This window comes from Vibrio sp. 05-20-BW147 (assembly GCF_013369385.1).
Classification (GTDB): Bacteria; Pseudomonadota; Gammaproteobacteria; order Enterobacterales; family Vibrionaceae; genus Vibrio; species Vibrio floridensis.
On the sequence record NZ_SZTO01000007.1, the window covers coordinates 175,952 to 192,582 of the forward strand.

Genomic DNA, 16,631 nt, shown 5'->3' on the forward strand with positions numbered 1-16,631 from the left:
ACAATGTCATCAAGAACCATTCTTACGGTGAACAACCTCTCGGTCAGTTTTAAGACCAACGATGGAATCGTCGATGCAGTTAAGAATGTTAGCTTCGATCTCCAAGCCGGAGAAACCCTCTCGATTGTTGGTGAATCTGGCTCTGGCAAGTCTGTCTCTTCCAGTGCTTTGATGAAACTGTTGCCCAATAACGCGATTGTCCATCCGGATTCATCGATTTTATTTGAAGGGGAATCGATTCTTGAGAAATCGGAGCAAGCGATGCGCAAGGTCCGAGGCGATCGCATCGGCATGATTTTCCAAGAGCCAATGACATCACTCAACCCATACATGCGTGTGGGCATCCAAGTTGCCGAAGCGATGATGTGCCACCGTAAGGTGACGCAAAAACAAGCCAAACACCGAGTGCTGGAGTTGTTCGAACTCGTTCATTTACCCAATCCGCAACAGGCTTATTCAAAATTCCCTCACGAATTTTCTGGCGGTCAATTGCAACGCATCATGATCGCAATGGCGTTGATCAATGAACCGGAAATTTTGATTGCAGATGAACCCACCACGGCATTAGATGTCACGGTGCAAGCGGAAGTACTCTATCTGATCAAAGAGATTCAAGCCAAGATGGGCATGGCGATTTTGTTCATCACCCATGATCTGGGCGTGGTAAAACACTTTGCCGATCGCGTGCTGGTGATGTGCAAAGGGGAAGTCGTTGAAGAAGGGAGCACACAAGCGTTGTTTGCCAACCCTCAGCACGACTACACCAAGATGCTGATCAATTCGATTCCTAAAGGAAGCAAAGAAGCGCTTGATGAATCTGCCCCGATGCTGCTCAAAGCGCAAGACATTCGTGTTAAGTTTCTCGTTAAACCTCACTTTTTACCGAGTCGAAACCAATATTTTGAAGCGGTTAAGGGGATCTCCTTACAACTAAAACAAGGGGAAACCTTAGGCATCGTCGGCGAATCTGGCTCGGGGAAATCCACGCTTGGTAGAGCGCTGATCGGGTTACTGCCTTCCACTGGTGAGATCGAATTTCAAGGTCAATCACTTGCTCAATTGAGCGAAAAAGCGCGTTTCGACCTCAAGAAACAAGTACAGATGGTGTTCCAAGACCCGTATGGTTCGTTGTCTCCCCGCATGACAGTGGGCGAAATCATCACCGAAGCGTTGACGGTTCACCGCCCAGAGCTAAGCAAGCAGCAGCGTATGAGCATGGCACGCGAAGCGCTGAAAGAAGTGCGTTTGGAGCCGACATCGATTAATCGTTATCCGCATGAATTTTCCGGAGGCCAACGTCAACGCATTGCGATTGCACGGGCGTTGATCCTCAAACCTGCGTTTATTCTGCTCGATGAACCCACCTCGGCGCTGGATCGCTCTGTTCAGCTTACGGTCATCGACCTGCTTAAAGATCTGCAGAAAAAATACAACATCGGTTATCTATTTATCAGTCATGATCTTTCGGTGGTTAAAGCCTTGTCTGATCGCGTCCTGGTGATGCAAAAAGGTGAAGTGATGGAGCAAGGCAGTGCTGACGATATTTTCCACCAGCCGCAAAGTGACTACACCAAAAAGCTCATCAGCGCGTCGTTTGATCTCGATGAGCCACAGATTGAAGAAGTCGCTTAAGTCGACTCAAACGAGGACCAACTCGCAAGTTCACATTACAACGTCAATGGAAAAAGTGGAACATGGCTGTTCTTTGGCTTGGCCGCCAACCCAATAGTGACTTGGGCTGAAAATAAGCGTCACAAACAAAAATGCCGCGAACATATCGCGGCATTTTTACATCCCTTAGATGAATAAACGGATTACTTTAATGCGGTGATTCCCATATTGAACAACGTAAACGCATAGATATCCGCGGAGAGATCAATCATTTTACTCATCGGCATACCCGCGCCGTGCCCTGCATTGACATCAATTCGGATCAGTACCGGATTCGCACCTTGGTGCTTCTCTTGCAGCTCGGCAATGAACTTATAAGAGTGCGCAGGCACAACACGATCATCGTGATCGGCCGTGGTCACAAGGGTTGCTGGGTAGGCTGTGCCTTCCTTCACGTTGTGTACCGGAGAGTAGCCCAACAAATACTGGAACATTTCTTCACTTTGCGCCGAGGTGCCGTAGTCGTATTTCCAACCTTCACCAGAGGTGAAAGTGTGGTAGCGCAGCATATCCAACACCCCAACTGCAGGCAGTGCCACTTTGAACAGATCTGGTCGCTGAGTCATACAGGCGCCCACAAGCAAACCACCATTTGAACCACCACGAATCGCCAAATAGTCCGAACTGGTGTATTGCTGTTCAATTAAATATTCTGCGGCGGCAATGAAGTCATCAAACACATTCTGCTTTTGCAATTGCGTTCCAGCATTATGCCAAGCCTTACCGTATTCACCGCCACCACGTAAGTTAGCGACCGCATAAACGCCACCCAACTCTAGCCAACTCGCCACCATGCCTGAGAAGGCAGGCGTCAAACTGACATCGAAGCCACCGTAACCATAGAGAATCGTCGGATTTTTACCGTTGAGTTCAATCCCTTTCTTATAAGAGATGATCATCGGGATCAAGGTGCCATCTTTCGATGGGTAGAACACCTGTTGAGATTCGTATTGGTGACGATCAAACGGCGCTTTAGACTCTTGGAACACCTGCGATTCACCGCTGTTCACATCCAGCGAGAAAATCGTCGGCGGTGTGACGTAATTGGTGAATGTGTAGTAGAGCGTGGTTTGGCTTTTCTTCCCTTCGAGCCCCGTTGCGGTGCCTTCGCCGGGCAGCGTAATTTCTCGAACTTTTTCCCCTTGGTAGCTGTACTGCACGACTTTTGACAGCACATCAACCATGTAGGTCGCAAAAAGATAACCACCTGCCGCAACCACCTCGAGAGGCTGATCTTGCTCGGCGATTAAATCACGCCATTGACCACTTTCAATGTCCACACTCACTACTTTACCGTTTGGCGCATCCAAGTTGGTGTAGAGAAGAAACTCACGATCGGTCGAATCCAGCAAATGCGTATCAGAGTCAACGTGATCCAACAAGGTGTAAATCTGGCGCTCATCACTTTGCAGATCGACATAAAACAAGCGGTTACCCGACGTTGACTCGTGGCCACTGATTACCAAGTAGCGATCGTCTTCGCTTGTCTGTCCATAAACGTAGCGATGCAGTTCGCCTTCCGCCTCGCCGAAAACCAACACATCATCGGATTGTGGCGTGCCCAGTTGATGGTAATAGAGTTTGTGCTGTTCTGTTCTGGCTGACAGCTCGCTGCCTTGCGGCTTGTCATAACGCGAGTAGTAAAAGCCTTGATTGCCCAACCACGACACACCGGTAAATTTCGCGTCGACGATTTCAGGTTCGATTTGCTCACCTGTTTCGGCATTGAGCACAAAAATCTTACGCCAGTCACTTCCCCCTTCAGAGATAGTGTACGCCACCAGCGAGTCATCTTTTGAGAAAAACACGCCAGAAAGTGAGGTCGTGCCATCGTCAGAAAACCCGTTCGGGTCAAGAAATACCTGCGCAGCTTCGTCACCTTTGCGGCGATAGAGGACACTTTGATTTTGTAAGCCGTCATTTTTGTAGAAGTAGGTGTATTCCCCATACACAAAAGGCTGAGAAGATTTTTCGTAATCTTGACTCGCGGCGATTTGCTCTCTGAGTTGCTGGCGAAAACCAATCTGGCCTAGATAGTCAAATGTGATGGCGTTTTGCCCTGATACCCACTCTGTGGTTTCTGCACTGCGATCGTCTTCTAACCAACGATAGGGATCGGCCACCGCATGGCCAAAGTAATGATCAACAATTGGGTCTTTACGAGTTTTGATATATTGCATAACGTCCTTGTGACTCTTTGTGTGAAGCTCTTTCTATAAAAAGCATGAAGGCCAAATGGCCTTCATGCTTTAGGGTTTGCTTATGGTTGTAATGAGAATAATTTTCACCCCTTAACTTAGGGCTTACTACGCGGTTTTCAAGGTAAAGATTGCAACATTTCTTGAAATGATGACTCAATCGCAATTTATTACTTATCATCAATCAAAGTCAGCGCCTCTCAACATCAGCAACACTCAAAAATAGTGGGAAATGGTCAGGTAACGCTCTCGAATATGTTCAATTAATAAACGCACTTTATTCGGTGGCTGGCGAGTGAACGGATAGACCGCATAGATGCCCAATTTTTTACCAACTTGTTCTGGAAAAATATCCACCAGCTGACCATTACGAAAATCGTGGTACACCAAGCAGCGAGGAACATAGGCAATACCATGGCCACCTAACGCCGCTTTGCGCAAAGCCGTTGCGTTGTCGGTCGAAAAACACCCTGCCACTCGCACAATGTAGTTGCCTTTTTCCCCCTTAAACTCCCACTCTGACGCCCCTGTGGTTTGGTAGGCATACTGCAAACAGTTGTGTTGAGTTAAATCGGAAGGGATTAGCGGTTTACCATGTTTGGCAATGTAAGAAGGAGAAGCGCACACCACCCATTGAGAGTCGAGAATGTGCCTAGCAATCAAGCTGGAATCCTCAAGATAGCCGGTGCGAATGACCAGATCATAGCCGCCTGACACGAGGTCAACAAATCGGTTATCTAACGACATATCGACGGTTAATCCTGGGTGCTGGTTACAAAATTCGGCAACCGCATCCGCCAATATCAAATCTCCCGAAATCGTCGGTACCGACATTTTGATATGGCCACTGACATTCTCTCCAAAGCCTGCAACGGCATCCATAGCCTCCTGAGTGGCTTGCTTCACATTTTTGGCACTATGCAGTAACGCCTTGCCCGCCTCGGTCAGGGTTAATTTTCGCGTTGTTCGATATAATAATTGAGCGCCAATTTCTTCTTCAAGTCGCGCAATTCTTTTGCTAACTACCGAATTTGTAAGGCTATTTTCTTCAGCCACCTTACTAAAGCTGCCCTGTTCAACCACTTGGCTAAATAAGATTAAGTCATCTGCACGCATTGGATTATGTCATTTTTGGAAAGAATGATTTTCATTATTTCCCTATATCAATAAAAAATAAAGGGGTAAATTCACACAGCATTAACAACGGAGTTACAAATCAATACGCTTTACCTGTGTAAAAAACAGGCCCGATGGATATCAAAGATACGACACGACACAAAACCATTATCCCCACTTTCTACTACCTTGTAGTCACGGGCATCATCGGTTTGACACTGATTTACGGTTTGCAGATCACCGATGCACTCATGACACCGTAGATAGCCAGATTCATAACGACAACGAGTGGCAGGTGCAACCTGCCGCCAAACCAATATGGCGTAGCGGTCGCATACCCCGACAACCATAGCGTAGTCACTGCGCTATCCGCTGACCACTACGCCATTCTTTACACGGGAGCACTGCCAATGCGTATTTATCCGGCAAAACCTGACAAAGTTTATTTCTACGCCACTTGCCTCGTCGACATGTTTGACCCAGAAGCAGGGCTCGATGCCATGACACTACTCGAGCAGCAAGGCATTGACGTTATCTTTGTTGAAAAACAAACCTGCTGCGGCCAGCCAGCTTACTCTTCTGGATACGATGAAGAAGCCAAACAAGTTGCCCTCAGCCAAATTGAATTATTTCCGCAAAGCTACCCCGTGATTGTGTTATCGGGATCGTGTGGCGGTATGATGCATCATCATTACCGACGTCTTTTTAAAGGCGATTCGCACGAAGCCCAAGTGAGCCAATTCTGTGACCGAGTTTTTGAGCTCACCGAATTTCTCGTCAATGTGTGTCGTGTCAAGCTCAATGACCAAGGTCAACCAACCTCAGTGGTAATGCACACGTCCTGCGCGGCTCGTCGGGAAATGAATGTGCATGTCACCGCAACAGAGCTGCTTTCACAACTCAATAATGTTGAACTGCGCATGCAAGATTACGAAAGCGAGTGCTGCGGCTTTGGCGGGACATTCTCTGTTCGTCATCCCAACATTTCTCAAGCCATGGTGGAAGACAAAACTCGCCATATCGAGGCTACTGCCGCTGAGACACTCGTTAGCGCAGACTGGGGCTGCTTGCTCAATATCAACGGGGCATTTGAATATCAAGGTAAAGCGATCAAAGGTCGCCACTTGGCCAGTTTTCTACTCGAACGAACTGGGGGGAAAGCCTAATGTCACAAACTCCGCAACAGTTCCATCAGCAAGCCAAAGTCGCACTCGCGGACCCGCAGCTCAGAGCCAATTTCCGTGGTGCGATGGATTATCTGCGCGACAAACGTAAACTCGCCTTTGCCGATCCTGCCGAGGAAAAAGCGATTCGAGATCTGGCGGAAGCCATTCGTCAACGCTGCTTAAGCAAGTTACCGCAACTGCTAGAAAAGCTTGAGTTCAACTGCTATCGCAACGGTATTCATGTCCATTGGGCAGAAAATGCTGACGAAGCCAATAGCATCATTGCCAGCATTGCTAACGCTCATCAGGCGAAAATGATCATCAAAGGTAAATCGATGGTCAGCGAAGAGATTGAGATGAACCATGAGATGGCGAAACTGGGGATTGAGTGCTTAGAGAGTGATATGGGGGAATACATCGTCCAACTCGACGGCGATAAACCTTCCCACATCATCATGCCAGCCATCCACAAAAATAAGCAGGAAGTGAGTGATACCTTCGAGAAAAATCTCGACAACTTCACGCCAACAACCGATGTAGATACCTTGATTCAAACTGGCCGCCAGCGCTTACGACAAAAATTTCACGATGCCGATATTGGTTTATCTGGCGTCAACTTTGCCGTTGCAGAAACAGGCACCTTGTGTTTGGTGGAGAACGAAGGGAACGGGCGCATGTCCACCACCGTGCCGAATGTTCACATTGCGATTACTGGCATTGAAAAGGTGGTGGAGTTTTTGACCGATGTGCCGCCGCTCTACAGCGCATTAACCCGTAGTGCGACCGGGCAAGCCATTACCACCTATTTCAATATGATTACCTCACCACGTAAAAATGGTGAAAAAGATGGCCCACAAGAAGTGCATTTGGTGCTACTTGATAATGGCCGCTCACAAGCTTATCAAGATGAAGAGTTACGCAAAACGCTGCAATGTATTCGCTGTGGCGCCTGCATGAATCACTGCCCTGTTTACACCAAAATTGGCGGCCATGCCTATGGCACCGTCTATCCCGGCCCTATTGGTAAGATCATCTCTCCTCATTTACTAGGATTGGAAAAAACACAGGATCTTGTTACCGCATCAAGCCTTTGCGGCGCTTGTGGAGAAGTATGCCCGGTACGCATCCCCATTCCTGAAATGTTGCAACGCCTGCGACGAGAAGCGAAAAATGATCCCATGCCAAACCATGCTCCACTTCGCGGCCAAAACGCGGCGCACAGTGGGTTGGAAACGGCAGCAATGAAAGGCTTTGCTTACGCCGCGAGCCATCCCTCGCTCTACCATGCAGGCACGGCCATCGCCAGCAAAATGCGTAACCTACTTCCGGCAAATCTCGGCCCTTGGACACAATGCCGCACTGCGCCAAAACCGGCAGAAAAATCCTTACACCAATTGATGGCAGAAAAACGCAAAAGAGGTGAATCATGAGCCATGCGAAAAACAACATACTCAATCGCCTCAAAGCCGCCAACGCGATTGAAAAAAGTTCTGCGCACTTGAGTTATCAACCGTGGGGACACGAACAGAATGTCACTCAGGATGAAAAAGTGCGCCGCTTCATCGCTGCCATGGAAGCCAGCCACGCCGAAATGCACACAATAGAAGCGTCGCAACTCGAATCCACCATCGCGCGTATTGTGTCAGACAAAGCATGTCAAACCGCCGCTATTGGCACGGATGGAGAATACATTCACGCCTTTCGCAACGGACTCACTCAAGTGAAAGTGGTGGAATTTGAACGCCACATTGAAGAATGGAAAAGTGAGCTTTTTAACCAAATCGATGTCGGTATTACTCATGTTTTAGCCGGTATTGCAGACACTGGTGCTTTGGTGTTGTGGCCAAGCGAATATGAGCCAAGAACCTTGTCCTTGGTGCCTCCTAAGCACATCGCCGTGATCAAACAGTCGACTCTCAAGTGCAATTTCCTTGAGGTCATGGTGGAGCAAGAGTGGGCACATCATATGCCGACCAATGCACTGTTGATTTCTGGCCCGTCTAAAACGGCTGACATCCAACAAACTCTGGCCTATGGCGCGCACGGACCAAGTGAACTCGTGGTGTTATTACTTACCGATCAATAAGCGAAAAACGTAACCTCAGCCTCATCGTTGAGGTTTTGTTTCTCAGCCATTGTGACGTTTTCATACAAACATGGCACGATGCTTTAGCCCAAATAGAAAACATCAAGAGCAAATACGTCGCAGCAATGTAAAAACATAAACCGAAAAACGCTGCAAAACAAAGGAAGCAATGATGGTCAATAACTTAGATAACGCCACCTATCAAAAACTGGCTGCGGTGTTTGCTACCCGCATTGAACAAGAGCGGATCATTACCCAAGAGGCCAAACGCTTAGCCTACGGCACCGACGCCAGTTTTTATCGTTTAGTGCCAAAGATCGTCTTACGACTCAAGGATTTGCAAGAAGTCATTTTTGCCATTCAAAGTTGCCGCGAGCTCCATGTTCCCTGCACGTTTCGCGCCGCGGGTACCAGCTTGTCTGGGCAAGCGGTCTCTGACTCAGTGCTCATCACCCTAACCGACGATTGGCGTGGTCACGAGATTGTCGACGATGGCAATAAGATCATTCTTCAACCTGGCGTAATCGGGGCGGATGCCAATCGATACTTGGCCCCTTTTCAGCGCAAAATTGGCCCCGATCCCGCTTCGATTAATACCTGCAAAATCGGCGGCATAGCGGCCAATAATGCCAGTGGCATGTGCTGCGGCACCGCGCAAAACTCTTACCGCACCGTAGATAGTATGAAGATCGTTTTTAGTGACGGCACCATACTGAACACCGCTGATGAAGCCAGCATCGCCGCCTTTAAGCAAAGCCACGCTTCGCTCGTCTCCGGCATCGAAGCGCTTTGCCAACAAGTGGCTGATAATAAAGAATTATCAGATAAAATTAAGCACAAGTATCGTCTTAAAAACACCACAGGTTACGCTCTTAACGCCTTGGTGGATTACCAAGATCCGATTGAAGTCATTGAACACTTGATGATTGGTTCAGAAGGCACCTTAGGTTTTATTGCCGAGATCACCTATAACACCGTCATTGAGCACCCCAATAAAGCCTCGGCGTTGTTGGTCTTTGCGACCATTGAAGAAGCCTGTCGTGCCGTAACGACGTTATCCAAATTACCTGTGGCAGCCGTCGAACTGATGGATGGGCGCGCCCTGCGTTCTGTTGCCGACAAAGCGGGCATGCCCAGCTTTATTCCATCGTTGGATCTCGAAGCCGCGGCCATTTTGGTTGAGTCTCATGCAAGCTGCCAAACAACGTTAGATTTACAATGTAAATCTGTTATGGATGCATTGGCAGAGTACACCATCATTGAATCCGTGCCGTTTACCAGCGATGCTGCGACCGTTGCGACACTATGGGGAATTCGCAAAGGCATGTTCCCTGCCGTAGGGGCAGTACGTGAAGTCGGCACCACGGTGATTATCGAAGACGTTGCTTTCCCAGTGGAAAACTTAGCTAACGGCGTGCGTGATTTACAAGCCTTGTTTGATCGTTTCCAATACGGTGAAGCGATCATTTTCGGCCACGCTCTTGAAGGTAACTTGCACTTTGTTTTCACCCAAGGGTTTGACAGCCAAACAGAAATTGACCGCTACGGCAAGTTTATGGATGAGGTTGCGGAGTTGGTTGCGGTCAAATATCAAGGCTCGCTTAAAGCAGAACATGGTACAGGCCGTAACATGGCCCCCTATGTCGAGCTAGAATGGGGCCGTGAGGGCTACCAGTTGATGCAACAGATCAAGACGATCTTCGATCCGCAAGGTCTGCTCAATCCTGGGGTCATCATCAATGATAATCCCCACTCGCATATAGAAAACCTCAAACCCATGCCTGCTGCCGATCCCTTGGTGGATCGCTGCATTGAATGCGGATTTTGTGAACCCGTTTGCCCTTCGAGAACACTGACGCTTTCTCCTCGTCAACGCATCGTGCTCTATCGAGAATTGCAGCGCAGAGAACGGGCAGGTGAAAAAACTCAAGCCAGCGAGTTAGAGAAAGTTTTTGAATATCAAGGTATTGATACCTGCGCAGCAACCGGTTTGTGTGCCGATCGCTGCCCAGTTGGCATTAATACTGGCGATTTGGTGAAAAAGCTTCGCACCGCTAAGTATCAGAAGTTTACCCCCATTGCCAAATGGACTTCGGACCATTTCAGCACCACAACCGCCATTGCCAGAAATGGTCTACGTGCTAACCAGTTAGCGAGTAAGGTGATTGGTGCACCAACGGTGGGCAAACTCACCAATGGCTTACGCTCACTGACCAAAGGGTCGACACCCATTTGGTATCCAGAGTACCCTACTGCCAATCAACACTCACTTGGTAACAGCGCATTTCCTATCACTGCAACAGAGAAGAAAGTGGTATACATGCCTTCATGCGCCAGCCGTAACATGGGGCAACAGGCAGATGCAACGGATCAACGGCCACTGACAGAGGTGACATTGTCACTTATAAAGAAAGCAGGATACGAAGTGATCATCCCTGCGCAATTGAGCAATCAATGTTGTGGCATGCCATACGACAGCAAAGGAATGAACGAATTAGCAACAAACAAAGCCAGGCAGTTGGAAGAAGTACTGTGGCAGGCAAGTCGAGAAGGGACCTATCCTGTGCTGATGGATACCAGCCCTTGTGCCAAACGCAGCATTGAGCAGTTTAGCCAACCCATGGAAGTGCTTGAGCCGACAGGCTTTGTCAGCAAGTATCTCTTACCACATCTCGACATTACCCCACTCAACGAAACCGTCATGTTACACGTCACTTGCAGTTCAAGACGCATGGGGCTGGAAAATGCCATGATAACGTTAGCCAACGCGTGCGCATCCCGCGTCATTGTTCCTGAACATATTCAATGTTGTGGCTGGGCTGGCGATAAAGGATTCACCACCCCAGAACTCAACGCCGCCGCAGTTCATCCGTTAAAAGCGCAAGTGCCCAGTGATTGCCAGCGGGGCTTTAGCAATAGCCGCACGTGTGAAATTGGTTTGTCGCATCACAGTGGCATACCTTATCAATCCATTCTCTACCTGGTTGATGACGCCTCTGCCCCAAAAAGCTAAGCTTGTTTTCCCTCATGGCCCTGTTTAGGGCCATTTTTTGTTGTTCGCAATTTTGTATTGAGGTGGGCATACTAGGCCAAACTGGACACTCAGCAGAGAATACGGGAAAAAACATGACCGAATCGAAGCAACTGATTGCTGAACTAAAAACTCAACTCAAACTGAACGGCGTGCACTATAGCGACATCGCTAAGGCCTTAGATCTTAGTGAAGGTTCGGTGAAACGCTTACTGGCAGAAGGCAACAACATCAGCTTGGCGCGTTTGGAACGTATATGCCAGCTTATCGACCTAGAGATGAGTGAGTTATTTAAGCTCGCCTATGCCCCAAAACAGGGGTTAACGGCGCTCAGTTATCAGCAGGAAAAAGAGCTGATTGACGACAAAGCACTGCTACTGGTCGCGGTGTGCGTCGTGAATGGCTACACCTTTAAACAGATAGCCGAACAATATCAGTTCAGTGAACCAGATCTCATACAAAAGTGCGCGCAACTCGATCGTCTTGGTATCATCGAACTGCAACCCAACAACCGCTTTAAATTGAAGCTTACCAAGCAGTTCGCCTGGATTGCCGGTGGCCCCATTCAATCGTTTTTCCAGCAGCAAGTGCAACACGCCTTTTTCAACAGCTATTTTTCCGCAGAGGATGAAAAGCTGGTGATGGCAACAGGGCTAATGTCATTACCCAGCAACCAGAAAATGCAACAGAAAATGCAAAAACTGGTCGGCGAGTTCTACGCCGCCTGCCAAAGTGATAACGAACTGGATATCAAAGATCGTCACGGAACATCCTTGGTGCTCGCGATACGCCGCTGGACTTTTCCTCTATTCGCCGAACGAGAAGCAAACGTGAGCCAGCGTAAAAAGTAACAATAGATCGCATTTCGGGTAACAACAGACGTTACTTTTGTTGCGGTTATCGCGCCTAAAAGGGATTTGCGGCACTCTGCCTGCCATTGGAACGTAGTAAAGCTACGCACTCATGGAGGCTACAATGTTTTTATCGCGTCGATTTTTCCCTTACTTCTGCACTCAGTGCTTGGGTGCCCTCAACGATAATGTCTATAAGAATGTGTTACTGCTGATGGTCACTTATAGCCAAGTGGAGCAGCTTCCACTGCCCATTGACTTATTTGTGAATCTCGCGGCAGGCTTATTCATCTTACCTTTCCTTCTTTTTTCAGCTCATGCTGGGCAAGTCGCTGACAATATGGACAAGGCACGATTAATTAAGCGCCTCAAACAGATTGAACTGTTGGTGATGGGCTGCGCCACCATTGCCATTTTGACGCAAAGCTACATCGCGATGTTGATTCTGCTCTTTCTCACCGGGACTCAATCTGCCTATTTTGGCCCAGTTAAATACTCCCTGCTTCCACAAGCACTCAAAGCCAACGAATTAGTCAAAGGCAATGCTTGGGTAGAGATGGGCACCTTCGTTTCTATTTTACTCGGCACACTCACCGCAGGCGTGCTGATTGCGCTAGAAAATGGGCTCTACATTACCGCAGGCTTAGTATTGGTGCTGGCGTTGCTTGGCGTTGTCAGCAGCCAAAAAATGCCCGCACTACCATTGCAAACACCTGCTAAAAAAGTACAGTTCAAACCTATTTCTGGCTTAGTGAGCACGCTAAAGAATGCGCAGAAAAATCGTGGAATCTGGATGGCGATCTTAGCCATCAGTTGGTTTTGGTTTTTAGGCGCCACCTACCTGACTCAGTTCCCCAACTTCGCAAAAACACACCTCTATGCAGATAGCACGGTCGTTTCTGTGTTGCTGGCACTGTTTTCCATTGGCGTCGCTACGGGTTCATGGCTGTGTGAAAAACTCTCTTTTGATCAAGTGGAACTCGGTATTCTGCCTTTTGGCATTGCCGGCCTTACCGTGTTTGGTGGTGACCTACTTTTTGCTCTGCCTAACCCGGCACAGTTTCCATCCGCCTATTGGCAAGCGGCTGATTTCGTCCAGAACGCTCAGCACTGGCACGTAATGGCGGATCTTTTTATGGTGGGAGTCAGCGGTGGGCTTTTCATCGTTCCACTGTACGCTTTCATTCAATCTCGTGCAGAGGATGGCGAATGTGCGCAAGCTATTGCGGCCAATAACATCATGAACTCGCTATTTATGGTGGCATCCGCAGCACTCTCCATCTTCGTCTTAACTGTGGTAGAGCTGAGCATTGTACAATTGTTCGCCTTGTTGGCACTGATGAACTTGGCCATCGCCATTTATGTTTACCGCCAAGTACCCGAGTTTACCCAGCGATTTATCAGCTATCTGATTAGTCACATCATGTATCGAGTGACGATTAAGGGTCGTAGCGGCATTCCCCAACAAGGAGCAGCGCTGCTGGTTGCGAACCACGTGAGTTACGTTGATGCACTGATCTTAATGGGTATTTCACCACGCCCGATTCGCTTCGTCATGGCAAAAGGCATAGCAGAGATCCCACTACTGAAATATGTGTTCCGCCATGCAGGCGTGATTCCCATCTGCTCGCCGAAAAAATGTGAAAAAACCTATCAAAATGCGTTTAAACAGATTGCTCAAGCCTTAAATAACGGAGAACTCGTTTGCATTTTTCCTGAAGGTCGCCTGACAGCGGACGGCTGCTTGGGCGAGTTTAGACCCGGTGTGGAAACGATTCTCAAAGACAATCCTGTCGCTGTTATTCCCGTAGGGCTAGTTGGACTATGGGGCTCCTTTTTCAGCCATAAACATGGGCATGCACTCACCTCTTTGCCACGTCGATTCTGGTCGAAAATCAGCGTTAACGTTGGCGAAGCGATAGAAGGCACAGACGCCAACCGACATCAACTGCAACAAGAGGTACAAAAGTTGGTTGCTGTACCCTGTTCACAGTAAGCCATTATTTTTGATGAGATAATCTAGATATTAGGTCGCCCCAAGTAGCTTGGCATTACAGGTAGCTAGGGAATAAGGGATGGAGAGTGAAGCGATGAAAATCATTATATTACACGGTTTATATATGCATGGTTTAGTCATGCAACCTCTCAGCTTGCGCCTAAAAAAATTGGGCTATCAAACACAAACGCTCACCTACAACACGGTCAATATTGATGAAGAAAAAGTTTTCCAATCCATAGACAAAGCGCTCAGCACTACGACGGAGAATGTGTTGGTTGGCCATAGTTTGGGAGGCTTGATGATCAAACATTATCTTGCCTCACGTCGCCCTACCCTTCAGCGAATCTCACATGTGGTGGCCATAGGGTCACCGCTCAAAGGCGCTTCCATCGTAACAAAAATTCAGGAGCTTGGTTTAGGTGCGATGCTTGGCAATTCGCCAAAACATGGGCTCAATATGCATGAAGATATTTGGGATTTCCCTCAGAAGCTTGGCAGTATTGCAGGCACGATTCCATTGGGTGCAAGACCCTTCTTACTGATGGATACACAGACAATGTCTGATGGGACGGTCACGGTGGAGGAGACAAAGATCTCAGGTATGACTGACCACGTTTTGACGAAAAATAGCCATACCAGCATGATATATAGCCGCTATATTCCAGACCAGATTAATCATTTCATACATAACTCTTGTTTTAAAAAAAATGAAAACACTAATTAATCAATCGCTAATTAAACGCATTGGTTAAAATTTATTGAATATACTTATGGAAATTAATATTAATTTTACATATTATCTCACCCGGTTATAAAACAGCGTTCAAAACCAAGATGCTCGGCCAAAGCGGTTAAGGACTAGGCAGTTTATGACTAAAGCATAGAAACTGTATTGTCGACTCTCAACAAAATAATTCACTAAGAGAACATCGACAACCAAGGTCTGCTTATTTGCTCTATGGTTCGCCATCGACAGATAAGCAGACCTTATTAGAACAAAAAATGGAAAGTGAAACTCGACACATTGTCGCTGATGCTATTGAGCCTTACGGTTTGGTTTTTCATCATCTCTCGATATGAATCAGTCGGCTAAAAAACTCGAGAGTGGCCAGCTTCTAGTGGCCTTAGTGTCCAAAAAAGAGACCAAACGCGCAAAATTAAAGCAAACAAAATGCGAAATGGCTAGAAATCAAGCAAACGAACTTTTTCCACTTTACATCAACCACGCTTCCCCCTATTATCTCGGCCCATGGAGAGATGGCTGAGTGGTTGAAAGCACCGGTCTTGAAAACCGGCGTACGTTAATAGCGTACCTAGGGTTCAAATCCCTATCTCTCCGCCACATTGCATTGTTGAGCTAATGCTGAACAATTTGCCTCGATAGCTCAGTCGGTAGAGCAGAGGATTGAAAATCCTCGTGTCGGTGGTTCGATTCCGCCTCGAGGCACCACTTATTTAAGTTGTGCCTGATACAACAACAGAATAGTTCCTCCTTAGCTCAGTCGGTAGAGCGACGGACTGTTAATCCGCAGGTCGCTGGTTCGAGCCCAGCAGGAGGAGCCACATTATAAAAGCCTCATCGAAAGATGAGGCTTTTTGCTATTCTGCGTATGGGAACTACGACGGAAGCTGAGCAGTTAAGTTATAACTAATCGCAGAAGCAACGAGTTCTTCACAGACTGCATGACCACAACGCTCATCGTTCCACTCTCCATCAACGCCATGACATTTTTCTTCATGACCCAAGTAAACATCAACGCCATTGCTTTGAATGTGGGTATAGAGAGAATGCAGTAAATGATCAATGTTTGTTTTCTCCTCCCAAAGCTGACAATTGCTTTCAGGAATCAACGCATCACCAATAAAGATCGCTTCGCCAATTTTAAAAGTCACATCCGAGGCAGAGTGACAAGGTGTGTTGATCACTTCTAGATCAGACTCACCAAACTCTAGATGCTCTTGATCCATAAGGAAGTGTTCAAACTCATACAACTCTTTAAGAGCTAACTCATCTTTCCAGCAGGCATAGACTTTCTTCGCCCCTTCAGCCACGTTGATGGGCGCTTGTAGCTTCTCGCTCAGGTAGAATGACCCCGTTAAGTGATCGGCATGAATGTGCGTTTCAAAAATCGCCACCACGCTTAAATGGTTATCATGTATGTGCTGCAAAATCTTATCGGCCGATTCAAAACTTATTTGGCCAGTGTTGAGGCAATAGTCCGCCACAGGGTCAATAATAATTGCCTGATTCGTTCCGATATCCGAAACAATATAGCTAATGGTTCCTGAAACAACATGATGAAACTCTTGAATAAGCTGCCCTGCCATTGCGTCCTACTCCAAAACGTTCCGAAGCTACATATTGAGTCTAGAAGAGAGTCGATGACTGGCAAGAAAAATTTGGTTAAATCAAAATCAGCAGAACGCTAAATGGCATGATGCAAATCGTAGAGGAGAGAAGACTCAGATCTACTTCGCTAATAGAACTTGGCATAACCACACTCCACAAGCAG

At 47.6% G+C, this 16,631-nt stretch carries 12 protein-coding genes and 3 tRNA genes; 12 read left to right on the forward strand and 3 right to left on the reverse strand.

Annotated features, from left to right (window positions below; all coding sequences use genetic code 11):
- Positions 1-3 precede the first annotated feature (3 nt).
- Positions 4-1,632, forward strand: coding sequence for an ABC transporter ATP-binding protein (locus FC652_RS08380; protein WP_176298213.1), 1,629 nt, complete (start codon positions 4-6; stop codon positions 1,630-1,632).
- Between the two features lie 182 nt (positions 1,633-1,814).
- Here FC652_RS08380 and FC652_RS08385 read toward each other — a convergent pair whose 3' ends face one another.
- Positions 1,815-3,851 (reverse strand): prolyl oligopeptidase family protein, encoded by a 2,037-nt coding sequence (locus FC652_RS08385; protein ID WP_176298214.1) that lies wholly within the window; start codon positions 3,849-3,851, stop codon positions 1,815-1,817.
- Positions 3,852-4,085: 234 nt separating this feature from the next.
- Positions 4,086-4,985 carry a LysR family transcriptional regulator gene (locus FC652_RS08390; RefSeq protein WP_011152506.1) on the reverse strand — a complete coding sequence of 300 codons (900 nt, stop codon included), beginning with the start codon at positions 4,983-4,985 and terminating at the stop codon, positions 4,086-4,088.
- Positions 4,986-5,119: 134 nt separating this feature from the next.
- Between FC652_RS08390 and FC652_RS20555 the strand changes: the two genes are divergently transcribed.
- The 11 genes from FC652_RS20555 (at position 5,120) to FC652_RS08440 (ending at position 15,681) form a co-directional block, all read left to right on the forward strand.
- Positions 5,120-5,248, forward strand: coding sequence for a hypothetical protein (locus FC652_RS20555; protein WP_255199154.1), 129 nt, complete (start codon positions 5,120-5,122; stop codon positions 5,246-5,248).
- Positions 5,249-5,395: 147 nt separating this feature from the next.
- On the forward strand, positions 5,396-6,151 hold the full coding sequence (locus FC652_RS08395; RefSeq protein WP_011152508.1) for a (Fe-S)-binding protein: 756 nt from the start codon (positions 5,396-5,398) through the stop codon (positions 6,149-6,151).
- Positions 6,151-7,581: a LutB/LldF family L-lactate oxidation iron-sulfur protein gene (locus tag FC652_RS08400; RefSeq protein ID WP_176298215.1), complete on the forward strand. Its 1,431-nt coding sequence runs from the start codon at positions 6,151-6,153 to the stop codon at positions 7,579-7,581. Before FC652_RS08395 ends, FC652_RS08400 begins: the two co-directional genes overlap by 1 nt.
- Positions 7,578-8,237, forward strand: a complete 660-nt coding sequence (locus FC652_RS08405; RefSeq protein ID WP_176298216.1) for a lactate utilization protein C — start codon at positions 7,578-7,580, stop codon at positions 8,235-8,237. Before FC652_RS08400 ends, FC652_RS08405 begins: the two co-directional genes overlap by 4 nt.
- A gap of 169 nt (positions 8,238-8,406) precedes the next feature.
- Positions 8,407-11,250 (forward strand): FAD-binding and (Fe-S)-binding domain-containing protein, encoded by a 2,844-nt coding sequence (locus FC652_RS08410; RefSeq protein ID WP_176298217.1) that lies wholly within the window; start codon positions 8,407-8,409, stop codon positions 11,248-11,250.
- A gap of 113 nt (positions 11,251-11,363) precedes the next feature.
- Positions 11,364-12,119 carry a helix-turn-helix transcriptional regulator gene (locus FC652_RS08415; RefSeq protein WP_176298218.1) on the forward strand — a complete coding sequence of 252 codons (756 nt, stop codon included), beginning with the start codon at positions 11,364-11,366 and terminating at the stop codon, positions 12,117-12,119.
- 124 nt (positions 12,120-12,243) lie between these two features.
- Complete coding sequence (locus FC652_RS08420) at positions 12,244-14,115, forward strand: MFS transporter (protein WP_176298219.1); 1,872 nt, start codon at positions 12,244-12,246, stop codon at positions 14,113-14,115.
- Between the two features lie 94 nt (positions 14,116-14,209).
- Positions 14,210-14,842: a triacylglycerol lipase gene (locus FC652_RS08425; RefSeq protein ID WP_176298270.1), complete on the forward strand. Its 633-nt coding sequence runs from the start codon at positions 14,210-14,212 to the stop codon at positions 14,840-14,842.
- 527 nt (positions 14,843-15,369) lie between these two features.
- Positions 15,370-15,460: transfer RNA gene (locus FC652_RS08430), tRNA-Ser, on the forward strand.
- Positions 15,461-15,492: 32 nt separating this feature from the next.
- A tRNA-Phe gene (locus FC652_RS08435) sits at positions 15,493-15,568 on the forward strand.
- Positions 15,569-15,605: 37 nt separating this feature from the next.
- A tRNA-Asn gene (locus FC652_RS08440) sits at positions 15,606-15,681 on the forward strand.
- A 54-nt stretch (positions 15,682-15,735) separates the two neighbouring features.
- Here the strand turns inward: FC652_RS08440 and FC652_RS08445 are convergent.
- A complete protein-coding gene (locus FC652_RS08445; protein WP_176298220.1) occupies positions 15,736-16,446 on the reverse strand; it encodes an MBL fold metallo-hydrolase in 711 nt (236 codons plus the stop codon).
- Between the last annotated feature and the right edge of the window lie 185 nt (positions 16,447-16,631).